Here is a 20003-nt window from a genome sequence, read left to right as displayed (position 1 = left end):
ACCGTGAATTGGCTTGCAAGGTCATTTTTCGTCAATGGCAGACTGTTGAACACTATTGACGTGAGTTGTGCGATAAACGGCGACTCAGCACAAGAACGACCACCATCATGGACAACCGCAGCGGCAAGGGACTTTCTTTCGTCAGGCGTATCTATCTGCCACGGGTGATCGGCCTTGGCATTGGGCTGTTCAGCGTCGCCGCAGCGGTCGCGCCACTTTCGCCCCCCACCTGGGCATGGTTGCTGCTGCTCTTCAACGGATTGCTCTGGCCCCATTTGGCCTATCAATGGGCACGGCGCTCGATTGCACCGTACCAGGCGGAACAGCGCAATCTGTTGCTGGACTCACTGATGGGTGGCTTCTGGACCGCAGCCATGCATTTCAACCCCCTGCCCTGCGTCACTGTGCTCTCGATGATGACCATGAACAATGTGGCCGCTGGCGGCAAGCGCTTGGTCCTGCGAGGGCTAATGGCACAACTGGTCGGTGTGCTGCTAGCCAGCGCATTGCTGGGCACAGGGTTACAGCTCGACGCTACACCACTGCAGATCTATGCCTGCCTGCCAATGCTGACACTCTATCCACTGGCCCTGGGTTGGGTGTGTTACCGCCTGGCGATCAAGCTCGCCGAGCACAAGCGCCGCCTTCGCGACCTGAGCCTGACCGACAGTCTGACCGGGCTGCTCAATCACGGTGCCTGGAAGGACCTGCTCCTGCTGCGCTTCCAGGCTTGCCAGAACTTGCAGATGCCATCAGTGATTGCCCTGATCGATATCGACCATTTCAAGACCATCAATGACACGTTCGGCCACGTGGTCGGCGATTGCGTGCTGCGAAAGATGAGCGATGAGCTCAGACGCAACCTGCGGGCGGGCGACCTGGCGGGGCGCTATGGTGGCGACGAATTTTGCGTGATTCTGCCCGATACCAGTGAGAGTGAGGCCAGGCAGGCCATGGAGCGTCTGCGCGAGCGCATCGTTTGCTACCGTGACCCACAACTGCCGCATTTGAAAATCAGCCTGAGTATCGGCATGTCATCCTTCCGGGCAGACCTCCAATCCCCCGAACACTGGCTGGAAAAGGCCGACAAGGCACTCTATTGCGCCAAGCGACGCGGTCGCGATCAGGTCAATTTCGAACATGACGAGACCACAACGCTTCAGCCCGCATCCCTGGCAGAATATCCTCGCTGACCGCCGTTGCGCTGTCAGCAGCGCAACGAGCGCTGCGCCAGAATTTCCGGCAGGTCAGTGCGCCGCAGATACTGGCGCAACGGTTCGCCAATATTCAGCCGATCGTCCACATGCTGCTCCAGCAGCAGCGACAGGCGCTGCCGACACAGCGCCATGCGCGCGTCCTGCTCCGACCGCCAGACGAATTCACTGCACGGGATGATGCTCTCGTCAGCCACGTCCATACCGAACGCGTCTTCGGAGAAACGCACGATATGGACGCCGCGTTTGCCATGAAAGCCGACAAAGCCTTTGAGCTGGTCGGCAGCACTGCAGATGTCCTGGGATGTGATGGCCATGTCGAAACCTCGCAAATGATTGGAAGTGACGCACGCCAGGCAGGCAACGGTCGCCTCTACTGGGCGACGCGCCAGGCCAGCCTAGCTCAATCGCAGGCTGTTTTGCCAAGGTTTTTCGCCACTGGCCCGAGCACCCCGCTAGACTGACGCCCTACCCTTTTCCGTCGCCAATTTTGGGACCGTTCATGACCAACGCCATCAGCACCGATATCGCCACTATCGGCCGCATCAGTGCGGTGCCCGCCATCCTTCAGGTCATCTGCGAATCCAGCGGCATGCGTTTCGCCGCCGTGGCACGGGTTACCGAATGCAACTGGACTGCCTGCGCCGTACTCGACAACCTGGGCTTTGGTCTTGAGGTGGGCGGAGAGCTTGAGGTGGCAACCACCCTGTGCCATGAGATTCGCAGCTCTCACCAGACCATCGTGATCGACAAAGCCAGCGAAGATGAGCGCTACTGCCAGCACCAGACGCCGCAGCGCTATCGCTTCGAAAGCTACATATCCGTGCCGGTGTTCCGAACAGATGGCCGCTTCTTCGGCACCATCTGTGCCCTGGACCCGAATCCGGCCTCGCTCAAAGGCCAAGCGATCCAGCCCATGATGGAGTCATTCGCCCGCTTGCTGGCCATCCAGATCGAGAGTGAGGAGAGCGTCCAGCACACCGAGCGCGCCCTGCGCGAGGAACGGGCGATGGCTGAAGTGCGCGAACAGTTCATCGCAGTGCTCGGCCATGATCTGCGCAATCCGCTGTTCGCCATCACCGCAGGCGCCGAACTGTTGACTCAGCGCCTGGACGACGACAAGAACCGCGCGATCGCCCGCCACATTCACACTTGCGGGCAGCGGGCTTCACAGCTGGTGCGCGACGTGCTGGATTTCGCCCGAGGCCGGCTCGGCAGCGGCATCCCATTGAACCTGCAGCCCTGCCCGGACCTGTCCGAAGGCCTCATGCATGTCGCTGCAGAACTGCAGCACGTACACCCACGGCGGCAGATCCTCCTTCAGGTCGATGATATCGGCGGCCTGTACTGTGACCGCGAACGGGTGACCCAGCTACTCTCCAACCTTATCGCCAACGCGCTGACCCATGGTGCGCCTGACGGGCCAGTGACGGTCAGGGCGGCGATTGCCGATGAGGAGTTCGTGCTTAGCGTGCACAACAACGGGCACCCCATCGCCCCACAAACCCTGAACCAATTGTTCCAGCCCTTCACCAGGCCGCTGTCTGCGGCGCCAAGACAGGGGCTTGGCCTTGGCCTTTATATAGCCAATCAGATTGCCCTGGCCCATGGCGGACGCATGGAGGTCATCTCCGATGAGCAGCGCGGTACGCTGTTCAGCTTTCACTTGCCGGCCGATGCACTGAGGCAGATGCCGGGGCCGTCGACAATCAGCCTGTAACGCATCGCCCATGATCACTCGGGCGAATCCTCGTGAACCTGCACACTGGCCGTCATCCCCGCGCTGAGGTTCATGCCTTCGGGAATGTCGTCCAGCCTGATGCGCACAGGTATCCGCTGGGCCAGCCTTACCCAGTTGAAGGTTGGCTCAACCTCCGGCAACAACTGGCTGTCCGGGTTACTGTTACTGTCGGTGATACCCCGGCTGATGCTTTCCACATGCCCCTGCATGGCCTCTCCTGCCCCCATCAGCCAGACCTTCACCGAATCGCCCACACGTATGCGCGGTAATTTGGTTTCCTCGAAATAGGCCTGAATAAAAAAGGTCGAGTCATCCACCAGGGCCATTACCGACTGGCCGGCGTTCACATAGTTGCCCTGAGCCAGGCGCAAATTTGTGATGTGCCCACTGCGGGGGGCTCGCACTTCGCTGCGCGCAAGGTTGATTTTCGCCACCTGTAACTGAGCTTGCGCTTCATGCAACTCACCGCGGGCAATGGCGGCATTGATTTGCGCGTTTTCGCGCAGCTCGGCGCTGATCGCCCCGGGCCCCAGAGCCGTGCGCCGCGCAGCTTCGCGCTCGCGCAGGTGCAACTGCTGGGTACGCGTTTCTGCCACCGCGGTGGCCTGATCGAATGCAGCCTGAAAGCGCTCACGATCTATGCTCATCAACAGGTCGCCAGCCTTGACCCGCTGGTTGTCCTGCACCTTGAGCTCACGCACCCAGCCGGACACGTCGGGCGCGATGACCACCACGTCGGCCCGCACCCGTGCATCACGCGTCCATGGGGTGAGCATGTAGTACTGCCAGAGCTTATAGCCGGCCAGAACGGCGATGGCGACCACGCAGAGGGTCACCAGGGTACGGACGACAGCACGCATCGAATCACTCCTTACAAAGGCCCCAGCAGGCGGACTACCAGGTAGAGCACACAAACGAACAGCGCTGTGTCGAACAGCGCTTCATGCCAGATCCAGCGCCCCAATGGCGTTGCTTGCACGACAAAGCGCAACAAACCGGTAAGCACCAGAGCCATCAACACGTAGATCAGAAAAGGGCTGAGCAGCACGCCGCCCAATGCCCACTCACGCAACCCCATGGGTTTCCTCCTGCCAGCGGCACCATTTGCTCCAGCTTTTCTGCAGCTGCAACACTGCCCCTTCGGCCAGGCGTAACGGATCACTGGACGGCAGGCGTTGCAGCGCCGCGATAAATCGCTCGCTGGCGGCATCCAGGCGCTGCCCTCGCCCGGCTGCAGGCCCGCTGGCCAAGACTGTTTCCAGTTGCTGCAGATATTCACGTTCGGCATCACCCAGCGGCGCCTGGGCGACTGCCAGGCACATGCGCAAATGCACCAGTTCGTCGCCGATGTCCAGGCCATGCAGGCCGTCGTCCCAACGCTTGCGTTCGGCCTCGCGCAGCTCGCCGGCGTGCCGTGCCAGTTGCATAAGACGGTCGGCCATGCGCCCGCCAAACCAGCTGTCGGCACCACGCAGGTCACGCCGGGTCAGGCGCACCAGGTCGCTTTGGGTCGCCGCGCGCAGGCGCCGGCCAAGCCAGGCAGGGTGGCGGAACACCAGCAGGCGAAACGCCATGACCGCCGCACCTACACCCACCAGCATGGCCAGGGCACTGTTGAGCATGCTCGCCACACCGAACTGCATGGCATTGAGCGGCGACACCAGTACGATGAAGTGCAGGCAATAAGAAGTCGCCGTGGCCCCGGTGCGCGGGTGAGCCATACCCAGAGCCCCAAAGAACAGAGGTACGCCCATGCCCAGGCAAAGCATGGCAAAACTGCTCCACTGCGGCAGGATGATCTGCCCCACCAGCAATGCCGTCGGGATCGCCAGCAGGATGCCACGCAAGAAGCTGAGCCCGATCTGCGCACCGTTTTCACGGCTGGCGAACAGGCTGCAGACCACACACGTCAACACCAGGCCACCGGGCGCAGAGGGCCAGGCGGTGGCAAGCCAGAAACCACTCATCACCAGAAATGCCAGCGCACTGCGTGAACCGAACAGCAACGCCAGCGACCAGTCGCGGTGGGCAGCCAGCCCCTGCGCAACATCCTTCGGCGCCCTGCCCACTTCGACATCATCGAGTGCCTGGGTGGCAGCCATGGCGTAGTCCAGTAGCAGGGTCATGCGCGCCAGGCAAAAATGCTCGGCAGAGCTGATCTGCTCATCATGCGCGGCGTCCCAGATGCGCTGACGCAACAACAACAGGCTCGGCTGATCGGGCTTGACCAACAGGGCGCGCACTTCTTCCAGCCATGGGCCAAGACGCAGGGCTTGCTGCTCATCCAGTTGCCGCCACTGGCGACGCACCGAGCGAGAGATCCGCAGCAGCACCATCAGTTTCTGGCTCAGGCCACGAATGGCCCTTGCCCGCTGGCGCCCACGCGGGCCCTCGAACCAGGCATGTTCGCGCTGGGTATCGATGGCAACGATACGCCCCAGGATCTCCAGCAGGCCTTCGCGCGCTTGGTCTTCACCGCCCAGCATGGCGCTGGCCGTCTGGAAGCCGCTGTGCCAGGCCTGGCGCGCCTGCCCGGCAAGTTGCTGCTCCACGCGCATCGGCCAGAGCAACGCGCTGGTGGCCGTTGCACAGAAGATCCCCAGGCAGATCTCGGTACAGCGCGCCACCGCCTGATCGAATACTTGCAGGGGCTTGTCGATTGCGGGCAAGGCAATGATTGCAGCGGTGTAGCCGGCCAGCACGAAGGCATAGGCCCAGGCGCTGCGCAGTTGGGTCGAGGCCGCGGTGCACAGGGCCAGCCACAACGCCAGCGTGATGAGAAAAAGCCATGGTGTCTGCGCGAAAAGGCCGATGAACAGCACTGACATGACGGTGCCGACCAAGGTCCCGGCCAAGCGAGCAAGGCCCTTCTGTATCACCATGCCCGACAGGGGTTGGGCCACGATGAACGCGGTCATCAGCGCCCAGGAGGGCTGCTCCAGCCCCCAGCGCATGGCCAGCCACAGGGCAAGGCCGCCGCCAAGCAGGGTTTTGATGGCGAATTTGATGGCGAGGCTGCCGGGTGCGAACAGGGCCTGGAGGGTGATGGGCACGAAACGGACCTTGCGGGGGATGATCTGGTAAACGATAGACAATGAAGGGAAGGATAATGCTGAAACAAGTAATTAGCTAGCTAATCATCTTTAGGCGCTGTCATATCAACCAATCAAGGCAAAAAAAATGGGCGACCGAAGTCGCCCTAAATGCCTTGCGTGCCCGTGAACCTGGAAGGTCAGCGCGGCTTGCGCTTGTTCGAGTCCTTCCAGATGAAAATGCCCAGACCGGCAAAGAACGCGAACATCAACCCGACCGTTACCACACCAGCGATAACCACATTGTCGAAGAACATGTTGGCCTCCCGATTCGTTTGCCGTTGTCCGATGGATGCAAGGTAACGAATACGGGGGACGGGGAAATTGATCGAGGTCAATGGTGCCCGGAGCCGGGCACGCGAGGCGGGTGCAGGGTTGACCTGCGTCAAGTTTCAGCGCTTCTTGGGCTTGCTCTTGGGCTTCTTTTTCTTCGCCTTGCCCAGCGGCATGGCTTGCTCGAACGCCTGACGCACTTCGTTCAGGCGCTTCTCCTTGAGGTCGTGCACACGCTTGGCACGTTCGGCATCGAAGTCGATGAGGTTGTCTTGGCTCATGGGTGGGCTCGAGGATCAACAGAGAATTGCATGATGCAGCCAGGCGTTGCTGATGACCAGCCCTGCGGCACAGGGCACCTAGACTTCGATATCCACCAGCAGGCCCTGGCGCGGCTGCTCGCCCATGAGCGGGGCCACAGGTACGGTGTTGTCGCCGTTGACTTCTTCACCCGGCAAGGCACTGTAGCGCTCGTCGTCACCCTGTTTATTACGCCGCTGCTGCCGGCGCTGCTCCTCACGCAGCAGCAAGACCTGCTCCTGCGGATCGCGTTGCTGCTTGAGGTCAATGGCGCTCTCGCCTGAGGCAGGCTGCGTGGGGACTACGGGCTTGATGTCCGGGGTCGGTTTGACCGGATCCTGTTGCGAGGTCACCGGGGCAGCACTGAGCGGAATGATCGGTGGCAGCATGAGAATTCTCCTGTGCCCACTGTATCGGCCGGTTGTCAGCCGCCTTGAGCTTTGGCGAGCAAGGTAGTGCGGCCGGCATCGGCGACGTCATGCCAGTATAGACAGCGGCTATGGGACTTCGTCGTCAGGGTCGCCATCACTTGGCGGGCTGGCCTCGCTCCAAGGGCGCTTGAAGACCTGCTGCCAGACCGCATTCATATGCTCGCGCAGCACTGGTGCCGCGTTCTTCAGCGAGGCACTGTCCTCGCGCTCACCGCCGATCGGCTCTTCGCCAGCCGGGGTGATCAGCGACTGCCCGGTGATGGTGTAACTGGCCTGGGCCTCACGCATCTCGATGGCAATGTCATGCGGATCGATGCCACCGCCACAGAACGAATGGCTGGCCACCGTCACCTCGGCGATGCCGTCCTTGTTCAGGTCACCTACATCGCTGACATCGTTGTAGAAATCGACATCGAGGTCCAGGCCAGGGCAGGTGGTTTCCTGCTCGATCTGCCAGCGCGGCTTGAACCCGTCGCCCTCGGTGGCTCGCCCGTACAGCGTGGCCTTGAGCACTACCTTGTCCACTTCCTGCTCGGACTCGGCATCCACCGCCTGGCCATCGCTGCGGCTGAGCACCAGCAGGCCTTCGCCGTCCCGGTCACGGAAATGCACGCTCTTGATCGGCGTCTGCACACCCAGCACCTCGAGCTGCTCGACCGGGATCGCCGGCAGGCTTTCGAAGTTTTTCTGCTCGCAAGCGGCCAGCAGCACGAGGCTACCCGCGGCCAAAGAGACGTTCAACCAGCGGTGCTTGAGCGGCATGGCGTGCGTAGCCCTCATCGGCAAGACAGTGTTCTGCGACGAAACAGCTAGACTCTTGGACTTCAACTCTATGGTCCGCCGGGCCTATCCGTTAACATAGCCGGCTTTTCATCGCGGGAGTTCAGGCAGTATGGCGCAGCAGTATCAACCGGGGCAACGCTGGATCAGTGACAGCGAAGCGGAGCTCGGCCTGGGGACCATTCTGGCCCAGGATGGCCGCTTGCTGACCGTGCTCTACCCGGCCACTGGCGACACCCGCCAGTATTCCCTGCGCAACGCGCCGCTGACCCGCGTGCGCTTCTCGCCAGGTGACCAGATCACCCACTTCGAAGGCTGGAAGCTGACGGTACGCGAAGTCGAGGACATCGACGGGCTGATGGTCTACCACGGCCTCGACGGCCAGAACCAGCCACGCACCCTGCCGGAAACCCAGCTGTCGAACTTCATCCAGTTCCGCCTGGCCAGCGACCGCCTGTTCGCCGGTCAGATCGACCCGCTGTCCTGGTTCAGCCTGCGGTACAACACGCTGCAGCACACCAGCAAGCAGGTACAGTCGTCGCTGTGGGGCCTGGGTGGCTGCCGCGCGCAGCCGATCGCCCACCAGTTGCACATCGCCCGTGAAGTAGCGGACCGCAGCGCACCTCGTGTACTGCTGGCCGACGAAGTGGGCCTGGGCAAAACCATCGAGGCTGGCCTGGTGATCCATCGCCAGTTGCTGACCGGGCGTGCCAACCGCGTGCTGATCCTGGTACCGGAAAACCTCCAGCATCAATGGCTGGTGGAAATGCGTCGGCGTTTCAACCTGCAGGTGGCACTGTTCGACGCCGAACGTTTCATTGAAAGCGACGCCAGCAACCCGTTCGAGGACGCCCAGTTGGCTCTGGTCGCCCTGGAGTGGCTGGTCGAGGATGAAAAGGCCCAGGACGCGCTGTTCGCCGCAGGCTGGGACCTGATGGTAGTCGATGAAGCCCACCACCTGGTGTGGCATGAAGACAAGGCCAGCACCGAATACAGCCTGGTCGAGCAACTGGCCCAGGTCATCCCGGGCGTACTGTTGCTCACCGCCACCCCCGAGCAGCTTGGTCAGGACAGTCACTTCGCGCGCCTGCGCCTGCTCGACCCCAATCGCTTCCACGACCTGGCAGCCTTCCGCGCCGAAAGCGAGCACTATCGCCCGGTGGCTGAAGCCGTACAGGAACTGCTTGACGAAGGGCGCCTGTCACCCAAGGCCCACGCCACCATTCAAGGTTTCCTGGGTGCCGAGGGCGAAGCCCTGCTGGCTGCAGTCAGCGATGGCGACAGCCAGGCCAGCGCCCGCCTGATCCGCGAACTGCTCGACCGCCATGGCACTGGCCGCGTCCTGTTCCGCAACACCCGAGCGGCCATCCAGGGTTTCCCGGAGCGCGAACTGCACCCTTACCCGCTGCCAATGCCGGAACAGTACCGCGACCTGCCAGCCGGCGAGCACGCCGAGCTGTATCCGGAAGTCGCGTTCCAGGCACAAGGTGAAGTCAGCGACGACGAGCGCTGGTGGCGTTTCGACCCTCGCGTCGACTGGCTGATCGACACCCTGAAGATGCTCAAGCGCACCAAGGTCCTGGTGATCTGCGCCCACGCCGAAACCGCCATGGACCTGGAGGACGCCCTGCGCGTGCGCTCCGGCATTCCAGCCTCGGTGTTCCATGAAGGCATGAGCATCCTGGAGCGCGACCGCGCCGCAGCCTACTTCGCCGACGAAGAGTTCGGCGCCCAGGTGCTTATCTGCTCCGAGATCGGCAGCGAAGGGCGCAACTTCCAGTTCGCCCACCACCTGGTGATGTTCGACCTGCCGGCCCACCCCGACCTGCTTGAGCAGCGCATCGGCCGCCTCGACCGGATCGGTCAGAAACACGTCATCCAGTTGCACATCCCCTACCTGCAGGAAGGCCCGCAAGAGCGCCTTTTCCAGTGGTACCACGAAGCACTCAACGCCTTCCTCAACACCTGCCCGACCGGCAACGCCCTGCAGCACCAGTTTGGCCCACGCCTGCTGCCGATGCTCGAAGGCGGGGACAGCAAGGCCTGGGATGCCCTGGTAGCAGAAGCCAAAGGCGAGCGTGAACGCCTGGAAGCAGAACTGCACAGCGGTCGCGACCGCCTGCTGGAGCTCAACTCCGGCGGTGCTGGCGAAGGCCAGGCGCTGGTCGAGGACATTCTTGAGCAGGACGACCAGTTCGCTCTGCCGATCTACATGGAAACCCTGTTCGATGCCTTCGGCATCGACAGCGAAGACCACTCGGAAAACGCCCTCATCCTCAAACCGAGCGAGAAGATGCTCGATGCCAGCTTCCCGCTGGGCGATGACGAAGGCGTCACCATCACCTACGACCGCGGCCAGGCGCTGTCGCGCGAAGACATGCAGTTCCTCACCTGGGAACACCCGATGGTGCAGGGCGGCATGGACTTGGTACTGTCCGGCTCGATGGGCAATACCGCCGTCGCGCTGATCAAGAACAAGGCGCTCAAGCCTGGCACCGTACTGCTTGAACTGCTGTTCGTCAGCGAGGTGGTGGCGCCGCGCAGCCTGCAATTAGGCCGCTACCTGCCGCCTGCGGCGCTGCGCTGCCTGCTCGATGCCAACGGCAACGACCTGGCCTCGCGCGTGGCCTTCGAAACGCTCAACGAGCAGCTCGAAAGCGTGCCTCGGGCCAGTGCCAACAAGTTCGTGCAGGCCCAGCGTGACGTGCTGGCCAAGCGCATCAGTGGCGGTGAAGCCAAGATCATGCCGACCCACGTCGAGCGTGTGGCAGAGGCGCAACGCCGCTTGGCCGCCGAAGCCGACGAAGAACTGGCGCGTCTGACCGCTCTGAAAGCCGTCAACCCGAGCGTACGCGACAGCGAAATCGACGCCCTGCGCAAGCAACGCGAAGATGGCCTGGCGATGCTCGAAAAGGCCGCCCTGCGCCTGGAGGCAATCCGCGTGCTGGTGGCTGGCTGAGACTCAATTGCAGCCATTGGGGAGGTGCTCAAGCACCTTCCCTCTCCTTTATGCTTCTGCGTTATCACCCCAATAACCAAATCGTTGCAATCAAAGAGCCATTACCCCGGAAGGTTTAAACACCCGTTCCTATACTCCTTTCTGGATAGTCTCCTTGGGGCTTGATTGGAGACCAGTGCGAACTCGACCATGGGGCAAGCAATGGAATGGCTGGGACTGCAACTGTTCTCCGATGTGCCGGCTAGCGGTAGCATCGTTATCGACTGCCGTCATGAACCACTACTGATACTGATCGCCTTCGCCGTGGCCAGCGCTGCCTGCTTTGCCACTCTGGACATGGCCGAGCGCCAATCCCATAGCGAACAACCGGCTGCACAGAGGCAATGGCGCATGCTGGGTGCCTGCTGTCTGGCCGGGGGGATCTGGGCGATGCATTTCATCAGCATGCTGGCGTTCAGGGCACCGCTGGAAATGCACTACGACGCCTCGCTGAGCGGCCTTTCGCTGCTGATTGCACTGGGTGTGGCCTGGATGGCGATGACCAGCCTCGATCGCGAGCGCATGGGGCCGCAACATTACCTGCAAAGCGCCATGCTGATCGGCCTGGGTATCATCCTCATGCATTTTGTCGGCATGGCGGCGCTGCAGACCGGGGCCAAGCAGTACTACCAAACCGAGCTGTTGCTGGCCAGCACGGCCATCGCCCTGCTGACCAGCCTGGCCGCACTGCTGATGGCCCGCTACTTCAGCAACGGAAGCGGCACTGTGCATCAAGCCCTGAAATATGGCGCGAGCCTGCTCATGGCAGGTGGCATCGTTGCCACCCATTTCACCGCAATGGCCGCGATGACGCTGGTCATTCCTGCCGACACCGCCCTGCGCTTGCCCTCAGCCGACAACAGCCTGCAACTGGGCCTGACCGTCGCCTTCATCACCCTACTGATCAGTGCAAGCAGCATCAGCGCTGCTTTGGCCGACAAAAAGCTGCAGAGCAAGGAACACGACCTGCGCAGGGTGAATATGCTGCTCAGCCAACTGGACCAGGCCCGCGCCTCTTTGCAGCAAGCCGCTCACTACGATGCACTGACCAGCCTGGTCAACCGTCGAGGTTTCAACCAGGTGTTCGCCGAACGTCTGGCCGAACAGAACCCCGAAGTGCACCGCCTGGCGGTGATGTTCCTAGACATCGACCATTTCAAACGGATCAACGACAGTCTCGGCCATGACGCCGGTGACCAACTGCTCAAGGTGATCGCCAGCCATATCAAAGCGGCCACACGCAGCCACGACCTGGTGGCACGCTTCGGCGGGGACGAGTTCTGCGTGGTTACCAGCCTCAATGGGCCTGACGAAGCTCGCCATCTGGCACAGCGCATCATGCAGCGCATGAAGGACCCCATCGACCTGGGCGGGCGGCGCATGGTCATGACCACCAGCATCGGCGTCAGCATTTACCCCGACGACGGCCTTACCGCTGAAGAGCTGCTCAAGCACGCCGACCTTGCCCTCTATCAATCCAAGGGCAGCGGGCGCAACAGCCTGCACTTTTTCAACAGCGGCCTGAAAAATCGCGCCACCCTTGAACTGCAACTGGAAGAAGAACTGCGCATCGCCTTGCTTGAAGAGCGTGGGCTGCGCGTGCATTACCAGCCCATCTACGATCTGCGTACCGGACAGGTAGCCAAGCTTGAAGCGCTGGTACGCTGGCAGCACCCGCAGCATGGGCTGCTGAGCCCGGACCGGTTCATCGGCATTGCCGAAGCCAACGGCCTGATCGTCGACCTGGACCTGTGGGTGTTGCGCCACGCCTGTGATGACCTGGCGCAGTTGCATCGCCATGGCTTCGCCGACCTCAAGCTCACGGTCAACTGCTCAGCGGTGACACTGGGCCATGACGGGTTGCCCAAAGAAGTGGAAATGGCACTGTTCCAAGCGGGCCTGGCACCTAGACACCTGGAACTTGAGGTCACCGAGAATGCCCTGATGGGTGACATCCAGCGCACGCTCAGCCTGCTCAAGCGAATTCGTGGCCAAGGTGTCAGCCTTTCGATCGATGACTTCGGCACAGGGTACTCGTCACTGGCTTACCTCAAGCGCCTGCCTCTGGACGTCCTCAAGATCGACCGTAGCTTCCTTCAGGACGTACCTGCCAGCCTGAAGGACCGTGAGATCGTGCAGGCGATCATCGCAATGGCCCATACCCTGCATCTTCAGGTGGTCAGCGAGGGTGTAGAAACTGTCGAGCAACATGAGTTTCTGGCCGCCAACGGCTGCGACTACCTGCAGGGCTACCTGCTTAGCCGGCCGGTACCGCTGGCGGACCTGCGGCCGATCCTGGAGCGGCTCGACCGCCAGGAAGAAGCCTTCAGTGCTTGTTGCGATACAGCTCTACCAGGGTCGCCGGATCTTTTTGCAGATAACCCTGGCTACCGTGCAGGCGCATCAATTGCGCGGCGAGACCACTGAGAGGGGTCGCCGTGCCCTGTTCGCGGGAGAACTTGACCGCACCGTCGAGGTCCTTGAGCAGCGTGCGTACGTGCCATTTCACCGGTTCGAAACGGCTTTCGGCCATCTGCGGTGCCAGGATCTGCAGCGGCCTGGAGTCGGCAAAACCACCGGCCAGGGCTTCGGCGATGAGTGTTGCGTCCACACCTGACTGCTCGGCCAACGCCACGACTTCAGCAATCACCAAGGCATTGCAGGCCACGATCATCTGATTGCAGGCCTTGGTCACCTGCCCCGCCCCCACCCCGCCCATGTGCGTGACCCGCTGGCCAAGGGTAAGCAACACCGGGCGCGCTCGCTCCAGGTCGGCAGCCTCGCCGCCGACCATGATCGCCAGGGTGCCGGCCTCGGCGCCTGGCGTGCCACCGGAGACGGGTGCATCCAGCCAAGCCATGCCACACAGGGCGGCCAGTTCGGCAGCCATCTCGCGGGTGGCGGTCGGTTCAAGGCTGGACAAGTCGACAAGCAGTTGCCCGCTGCGCCCTCCCTGGGCGATACCTTGCTCGCCGAAAACCACCTCGCGTACCACCGCCGTATCGGCCAGGCACAGCAGCACCATGTCGCTGCCACGGCACAACTCGGCAGGATCGGCAGCCAGCCGCGCGCCAGCCGCCACCAGCTCGGCACACTTGTCCGGGCTTCGGTTCCAGACGGTCAGCGGGTAACCTGCGGCCAGCAGGCGCCGACACATCGGCAGCCCCATCAGGCCAATCCCGGCGAATCCAAGCGAAGGCAGTTCAGTGCTCATAACGACTCCTGGCAAATCCGATAGTTATCCGGGCCGTACTACGGCCCCATTACGCATCCCGTAAACTGTTACCGCCACGCCGAATTGTTACCTACCTCTACCCCAGCTGAACGCCAGCGAGCACCACAAGGGTGCAGCTGCGCATTTTCGCGCACCAAAATCAAGCGGCGGGTTTAGCGCTCTTCACCTGAATCACGATGAACGGTGATACCACCACTGCCCAGATCTCTGGATCGCGGGTTTGCAGGTCGAGCGCCTGCTCGGCAGAGACCGGGCCGACGATGCCATCATTACGCCACTTGGCGAAGATTTCGCCGCGATTCTCGGCCATTACCTCGGCAACCGCGATCAGGTCCAGGCTGGGGTCGACCCAAATCAGGTCACCCTTTGCCCAGAAACGCTCCAATGCCTTCCACTCGATAGTTGCCGTCTCGCCGAGCAATTTGGCATAGAGGGTGCTTGTTTGATCAGTCATGGGTTTTTACCGCAATTATCGGCCAATAAAAATGGCCGGCATTTTTGCAGAAAAACCCGGTTTCAAATATGTAATTTGGTCGATTGGCCCAGAACTTGTGGGGTGGAGCCGAAGATGCAGGCAATCTAATGGCGCCTTTCTGTATCTTTGTGTCGATCATGCGACAACCCTTGAAACAGGCGCTTTTCGCCCGCTTTTCAAGCGCTCGGGCAGCGCTCTACACTGTACCGGTACAGTTCCGGGACATGTTCCGGGGGAAGGTGGGCATGCAGTGTGGCGTGGCCATACCGCACATCCCGCCCGGTCTGTAGCCCTGGCCGCCAGGACTATAAGAATTACAACAGAATGAGTGGAGCACTATGATCAAGATTTCCAAGCTGTTCGCCGCAATGGTACTGGCCGGGGTAGCCAGCCATTCGTTTGCCGCCGATACCATCAAGATCGGCATTGCCGGTCCGAAAACCGGTCCTGTGACCCAGTACGGCGACATGCAGTTCATCGGCGCAAAACAGGCCATCAAGGACATCAACGCCAAGGGCGGCGTCGATGGTAAAATGCTTGAAGCCAAGGAATACGACGACGCGTGCGACCCTAAACAGGCCGTGGCAGTCGCCAACAAAGTGGTCAACGACGGCGTCAAGTTCGTCATCGGCCACCTGTGCTCCAGCTCCACCCAGCCAGCGTCCGACATCTACGAAGACGAAGGCGTGATCATGATCACCCCGGCCGCCACCAGCCCGGAAATCACCGCCCGTGGCTACAAGCTGATCTTCCGCACCATCGGTCTGGACAGCGCCCAAGGCCCTGCGGCCGGCAACTACATCGCCGACCACGTCAAACCGAAGGTCGTTGCAGTGCTGCACGACAAGCAGCAGTACGGTGAAGGCATCGCCACCGCCGTCAAGCAGACCCTGGAAGGCAAAGGCACCAAGGTTGCCGTCTTCGAAGGCCTGAACGCCGGTGACAAGGACTTCTCCTCGATCATCCAGAAGCTCAAGCAAAACAACGTCGACTTCGTCTACTACGGCGGCTACCACCCAGAGCTGGGCCTGATCCTGCGCCAGGCTCAGGAAAAAGGCCTGAAAGCCAAGTTCATGGGGCCAGAAGGTGTAGGCAACGACTCGATCTCGCAGATCGCCCAGAACGCCTCCGAAGGCCTGCTGGTCACCCTGCCGAAGTCGTTCGACGCCGACCCTGAAAACAAGGCCATCGTCGATGCCATCAAGGCTGACGGCAAGGACCCGAGCGGTCCGTTCGTGTTCCCGGCCTACTCCGCCGTGGAGTTGATCGCCAAAGGCATCGAGGCCGCCAAGTCCGAAGACACCGACAAGGTGGCAGCCGCCATCCATGCCGGCTCCTTCAAGACCCCTACCGGCACGCTGTCGTACGACGAAAAAGGCGACCTCAAAGACTTCAAGTTCGTGGTCTACGAATGGCACTTCGGCAAGCCGAAGACCGAAGTCTCCCCTCAGTAACTGCGTGACTAAATAGCTGACCGTAAAAGCCCACTGTGCGAGCAGTGGGCTTTGTTTTACGAGGTTCATGGACCTGATTCCCGCGATCCGGGGGCCGGTCCACCTGAAAATCTTAAAACCGTCACCCGCGGTTTCCTGGCCTACCCCCGCCAGCGAAATGCAAATCAGGTTTTTAGGAGCGCTGTAATGCCTGAGATCTACCATTTCTTCCAACAACTGGTTAATGGATTGACCATCGGCAGCACCTATGCCTTGATCGCCATCGGTTACACGATGGTGTACGGCATTATTGGCATGATCAACTTCGCCCATGGCGAGGTGTACATGATCGGTTCCTACGTGGCCTTCATCGCCCTCGCGGGCCTGGCCATGATGGGTATCCATTCGCTGCCGATCCTGATGACCGTTGCCTTCGTCGCGACGATCTTCGTCACCAGCGCCTATGGCTACAGCATCGAACGGGTTGCCTACCGCCCCCTGCGCAACAGCAACCGTCTGATCCCGCTGATTTCCGCCATCGGCATGTCGATTTTCCTGCAGAACACCGTACTGCTGTCGCAGGATTCCAAGGACAAATCCATCCCCAACCTGATCCCCGGGAGCTTCTCCTTCGGGCCGGGCGGTGCTGAAGAAGTCCTGATCAGCTACATGCAGATCCTGGTGTTCGTGGTCACCCTGGTGGCCATGACCCTGCTGACCCTGTTCATCTCCCGCTCTCGCCTGGGGCGCGCCTGCCGCGCCTGCGCCGAGGACATCAAGATGGCCAACCTGCTGGGCATCAACACCAATAACATCATCGCCCTGACCTTCGTCATCGGTGCCGCGCTGGCGGCGGTGGCGGCTGTGCTGCTGAGCATGCAGTACGGCGTGATCAACCCCAACGCCGGTTTCCTGGTGGGCCTCAAGGCCTTCACGGCGGCGGTACTGGGCGGCATCGGCAGCATTCCGGGCGCGATGCTCGGTGGTCTGGTGCTGGGCGTGGCCGAAGCCTTTGGCGCCGACATCTTCGGCGACCAGTACAAGGACGTAGTGGCATTCGGCTTGTTGGTTCTTGTCCTGCTGTTCCGGCCGACCGGCATCCTCGGCCGCCCGGAGGTTGAAAAAGTATGAACAGAAATCTCAAACAGGCGTTTTTCAGCGCCTTGCTGGTGTGGGCCGTGGCCTTCCCGGTGCTGGGGCTGAAACTGAGCATCGATGGCATCAGCCTGGTGGTGCACAGCCAAGGCTCGTTCACCATCGGCATCATCGCCGCCTGCTCGGTGCTGATGTTCCTGCGCGTGCTGTTCGACAGGCAGTGGAGCTCGGTTATGGGCCGCCGCTCGGATCGCAAGCTGATCTCGCCTGCGGTAAGCAATTACCTGACCCTGCCCAAGACACAGCGCTGGATCATCATCGGGCTGATCGTGGTGGCGCTGGTGTGGCCGTTCTTCGGTTCACGCGGCGCGGTCGACATCGCCACGCTGATCCTGATCTACGTGTTGCTGGGCCTGGGCCTGAACATCGTGGTCGGCCTGGCTGGCCTGCTGGACCTGGGTTACGTCGGCTTCTACGCTGTCGGCGCTTACAGCTACGCGATGCTGTCGCACTACCTGGGCTGGAGCTTCTGGGTATGCCTGCCGATCGCCGGCCTGATGGCCGCCACCTTCGGCTTCCTGCTCGGCTTCCCGGTGCTGCGCCTGCGCGGTGACTACCTGGCGATCGTGACCCTGGGCTTCGGCGAGATCATCCGCCTGTTCCTGCGTAACCTGACCGACTGGACCGGCGGCCCCAACGGCATCAGCAACATCCCCAAACCGGAGCTCTTCGGCCTGACCTTCGAGCGTCGTGCTGCCGAGGGGATGCAAACCTTCCACGAGTACTTCGGGCTGCCGTACAACTCGATCAACAAGGTCATCTTCCTCTACCTGGTGGCCCTGCTGCTGGCACTGCTGGCGCTGTTCGTCATCAATCGCCTGCTGCGCATGCCGATCGGGCGAGCCTGGGAAGCGCTGCGTGAAGACGAGATCGCCTGCCGCGCGCTGGGTCTGAACCCGACCGTGATCAAGCTCTCGGCATTCACCCTGGGCGCCTGCTTCGCCGGTTTCGCCGGCAGCTTCTTCGCCGCCCGCCAAGGGTTGGTGACACCCGAGTCGTTCACTTTCATCGAGTCGGCGATCATCCTCGCCATCGTCGTGCTTGGCGGCATGGGCTCACAACTGGGCGTGATCCTCGCGGCCATCGTGATGATCCTGCTACCTGAGCTGATGCGTGAGTTCAGCGAATACCGGATGTTGATGTTCGGTGCGCTGATGGTGTTGATGATGATCTGGCGTCCGCAAGGCCTGCTGCCTATGCAACGACCACACATGGAGCTGCGTCGATGAGCCGCGAAATTCTGCAAGTCAGCGGCCTGAGCATGCGCTTCGGCGGCTTGTTGGCGGTCAACGGCGTGGCCCTGACCGTCAAGGAAAAACAGGTGGTGGCACTGATCGGCCCGAACGGCGCCGGCAAGACCACCGTGTTCAACTGCCTGACTGGTTTCTACAAACCCAGCGGCGGCACCATTCTGCTCGATGGCCAGCCTATCCAGGGCCTGGCTGGCCACCAGATCGCCCGCAAGGGCGTGGTGCGGACCTTCCAGAACGTGCGCCTGTTCAAAGAGATGACCGCGCTGGAAAACCTGCTGATCGCCCAGCACCGCCACCTCAACACCAACTTCTTCGCTGGCCTGTTCAAGACCCCAAGCTTCCGCCGCAGCGAGAAAGAGGCCTTGGAGCGTGCGCAGTACTGGCTGGATAAGGTCAACCTGACCGAGTTCGCCAACCGTACCGCCGGCACCCTCGCCTACGGCCAGCAACGCCGCCTGGAAATCGCCCGCTGCATGATGACCCAGCCGCGGATCATCATGCTGGACGAGCCGGCAGCGGGCCTGAACCCCAAAGAAACCGAGGACCTCAAGGCGTTGATCGCCTATCTGCGTGAGTCGCACAACGTCACCGTTCTGTTGATCGAACACGACATGAAGCTGGTGATGAGCATTTCCGACCATATCGTCGTCATCAACCAGGGCACGCCCCTGGCAAACGGCACACCGGAGGAAATTCGCGACAACCCTGACGTGATCAAAGCCTACCTGGGGGAAGCGTAAATGCTGAAGTTCGAGAACGTCTCCACCTTCTACGGCAAGATCCAGGCGTTGCACAGCGTCAACGTCGAGATCAATCAGGGTGAAATCGTCACCCTGATCGGCGCCAACGGTGCGGGCAAGTCAACCTTGCTGATGACCCTGTGCGGCTCGCCGCAGGCGCACAGCGGCAGCATCAAGTACCTGGGTGAAGAGCTGGTCGGCCAGCCTTCTTCGCACATCATGCGCAAGAGCATCGCCGTGGTCCCCGAAGGCCGCCGAGTGTTCGCCCGCTTGACCGTCGAGGAAAACCTCGCCATGGGCGGCTTCTTCACCGACAAGGGCGACTATCAAGAGCAACTGGACAAGGTCCTGCAGCTGTTCCCGAGGCTGAAAGAGCGTTATGTCCAGCGCGGCGGCACCATGTCCGGCGGCGAGCAGCAGATGCTGGCGATCGGCCGGGCGCTGATGAGCAAGCCCAAGCTGCTGCTGCTCGACGAGCCGTCGCTTGGCCTGGCGCCGATCATCATCCAGCAGATCTTCGACATCATCGAACAGTTACGCCGCGATGGCGTGACAGTGTTCCTGGTGGAACAGAACGCCAACCAGGCGTTGAAAGTCGCTGATCGGGCCTATGTGCTGGAGAATGGCCGGGTTGTAATGCAGGGCACGGGGGAGGCACTGCTGACCGACCCGAAAGTGCGTGACGCCTACCTGGGCGGTTGACTGGCAAAGGGCCTCGGGCTCATGCCAGTCAGTAAGCTTTACCAGGGCTGCTGCGCAGCCCATCGCCGGCAAGCCGGCTCCTGCAGGGTCTGCACTCTGACCTGTAGGAGCCGGCTTGCCGGCGATGGGCCGCAAAGCGGCCCCAAATCGCTTTCTCTTGTGATCAGCGCCTGGCATGGGT

General features: G+C 61.7%; 19 protein-coding genes. 9 read left to right on the top strand and 10 right to left on the bottom strand.

The window, feature by feature from the left end; genetic code table 11:
* Positions 1-107: 107 nt before the first annotated feature.
* Positions 108-1193 carry a diguanylate cyclase gene (locus tag JET17_RS05915; protein WP_012313087.1) on the top strand — a complete coding sequence of 362 codons (1086 nt, stop codon included), beginning with the start codon at positions 108-110 and terminating at the stop codon, positions 1191-1193.
* Positions 1194-1207: 14 nt separating this feature from the next.
* Here the strand turns inward: JET17_RS05915 and JET17_RS05910 are convergent, their stop codons facing one another.
* Positions 1208-1531, bottom strand: a complete 324-nt coding sequence (locus tag JET17_RS05910; protein WP_012313086.1) for a DUF2025 family protein — start codon at positions 1529-1531, stop codon at positions 1208-1210.
* A 185-nt stretch (positions 1532-1716) separates the two neighbouring features.
* Here JET17_RS05910 and JET17_RS05905 point away from each other — a divergent pair, with 185 nt between their 5' ends.
* Positions 1717-2934: a GAF domain-containing sensor histidine kinase gene (locus JET17_RS05905; protein WP_012313085.1), complete on the top strand. Its 1218-nt coding sequence runs from the start codon at positions 1717-1719 to the stop codon at positions 2932-2934.
* 14 nt (positions 2935-2948) lie between these two features.
* Here JET17_RS05905 and JET17_RS05900 read toward each other — a convergent pair whose 3' ends face one another.
* From JET17_RS05900 to JET17_RS05875, 7 genes are all read right to left on the bottom strand, one after another.
* The gene (locus JET17_RS05900) at positions 2949-3815 is read right to left on the bottom strand and encodes an HlyD family secretion protein (protein ID WP_012313084.1); all 867 of its coding nucleotides are present in this window, start codon (positions 3813-3815) and stop codon (positions 2949-2951) included.
* A gap of 11 nt (positions 3816-3826) precedes the next feature.
* Positions 3827-4033, bottom strand: coding sequence for a DUF1656 domain-containing protein (locus tag JET17_RS05895; protein ID WP_012313083.1), 207 nt, complete (start codon positions 4031-4033; stop codon positions 3827-3829).
* The gene (locus tag JET17_RS05890) at positions 4020-6008 is read right to left on the bottom strand and encodes an FUSC family protein (RefSeq protein WP_042111221.1); all 1989 of its coding nucleotides are present in this window, start codon (positions 6006-6008) and stop codon (positions 4020-4022) included. Before JET17_RS05890 ends, JET17_RS05895 begins: the two co-directional genes overlap by 14 nt.
* 179 nt (positions 6009-6187) lie before the next feature.
* Complete coding sequence (ccoM, locus tag JET17_RS27555) at positions 6188-6304, bottom strand: cytochrome c oxidase subunit CcoM (protein WP_008097462.1); 117 nt, start codon at positions 6302-6304, stop codon at positions 6188-6190.
* A 135-nt stretch (positions 6305-6439) separates the two neighbouring features.
* Positions 6440-6601, bottom strand: a complete 162-nt coding sequence (locus JET17_RS05885; protein WP_012313081.1) for a hypothetical protein — start codon at positions 6599-6601, stop codon at positions 6440-6442.
* Positions 6602-6679: 78 nt separating this feature from the next.
* Entirely contained in the window at positions 6680-7009 is a 330-nt protein-coding gene (locus JET17_RS05880; RefSeq protein WP_012313080.1) for a hypothetical protein, read from the bottom strand.
* 108 nt (positions 7010-7117) lie between these two features.
* Positions 7118-7813 carry a M949_RS01915 family surface polysaccharide biosynthesis protein gene (locus tag JET17_RS05875; protein WP_012313079.1) on the bottom strand — a complete coding sequence of 232 codons (696 nt, stop codon included), beginning with the start codon at positions 7811-7813 and terminating at the stop codon, positions 7118-7120.
* Positions 7814-7943: 130 nt separating this feature from the next.
* On the opposite strand from JET17_RS05875, the gene rapA reads away from it, so the two are divergent.
* Both rapA and JET17_RS05865 read left to right on the top strand, forming a co-directional pair.
* On the top strand, positions 7944-10790 hold the full coding sequence (gene rapA, locus JET17_RS05870; protein ID WP_012313078.1) for an RNA polymerase-associated protein RapA: 2847 nt from the start codon (positions 7944-7946) through the stop codon (positions 10788-10790).
* Positions 10791-10991: 201 nt separating this feature from the next.
* On the top strand, positions 10992-13256 hold the full coding sequence (locus tag JET17_RS05865; protein ID WP_012313077.1) for a putative bifunctional diguanylate cyclase/phosphodiesterase: 2265 nt from the start codon (positions 10992-10994) through the stop codon (positions 13254-13256).
* Here JET17_RS05865 and JET17_RS05860 read toward each other — a convergent pair.
* Together JET17_RS05860 and JET17_RS05855 are read right to left on the bottom strand one after the other, a co-directional pair.
* Entirely contained in the window at positions 13156-14043 is an 888-nt protein-coding gene (locus JET17_RS05860; protein WP_012313076.1) for an NAD(P)-dependent oxidoreductase, read from the bottom strand. The genes JET17_RS05865 and JET17_RS05860 overlap by 101 nt on opposite strands.
* Before the next feature lie 160 nt (positions 14044-14203).
* Complete coding sequence (locus tag JET17_RS05855) at positions 14204-14518, bottom strand: DUF2288 domain-containing protein (protein WP_012313075.1); 315 nt, start codon at positions 14516-14518, stop codon at positions 14204-14206.
* A 359-nt stretch (positions 14519-14877) separates the two neighbouring features.
* Between JET17_RS05855 and JET17_RS05850 the strand changes: the two genes are divergently transcribed.
* The 5 genes from JET17_RS05850 (at position 14878) to JET17_RS05830 (ending at position 19822) form a co-directional block, all read left to right on the top strand.
* Positions 14878-15993 carry a branched-chain amino acid ABC transporter substrate-binding protein gene (locus JET17_RS05850; protein ID WP_012313074.1) on the top strand — a complete coding sequence of 372 codons (1116 nt, stop codon included), beginning with the start codon at positions 14878-14880 and terminating at the stop codon, positions 15991-15993.
* Between the two features lie 186 nt (positions 15994-16179).
* Positions 16180-17103, top strand: coding sequence for a high-affinity branched-chain amino acid ABC transporter permease LivH (livH, locus tag JET17_RS05845; protein ID WP_008097482.1), 924 nt, complete (start codon positions 16180-16182; stop codon positions 17101-17103).
* Positions 17100-18356 carry a high-affinity branched-chain amino acid ABC transporter permease LivM gene (locus JET17_RS05840; RefSeq protein ID WP_012313073.1) on the top strand — a complete coding sequence of 419 codons (1257 nt, stop codon included), beginning with the start codon at positions 17100-17102 and terminating at the stop codon, positions 18354-18356. Before livH ends, JET17_RS05840 begins: the two co-directional genes overlap by 4 nt.
* Positions 18353-19120 (top strand): high-affinity branched-chain amino acid ABC transporter ATP-binding protein LivG, encoded by a 768-nt coding sequence (livG, locus tag JET17_RS05835; RefSeq protein ID WP_012313072.1) that lies wholly within the window; start codon positions 18353-18355, stop codon positions 19118-19120. Before JET17_RS05840 ends, livG begins: the two co-directional genes overlap by 4 nt.
* Positions 19121-19822: an ABC transporter ATP-binding protein gene (locus tag JET17_RS05830; protein WP_012313071.1), complete on the top strand. Its 702-nt coding sequence runs from the start codon at positions 19121-19123 to the stop codon at positions 19820-19822.
* Positions 19823-20003 lie beyond the last annotated feature (181 nt).

Origin of the sequence: Pseudomonas putida (genome assembly GCF_016406145.1) — a bacterium.
Classification (GTDB): domain Bacteria; phylum Pseudomonadota; class Gammaproteobacteria; order Pseudomonadales; family Pseudomonadaceae; genus Aquipseudomonas; species Aquipseudomonas putida_E.
Note: the sequence above shows the minus strand (reverse complement) of the source record. Positions and strands in the feature narration are given on the sequence as shown.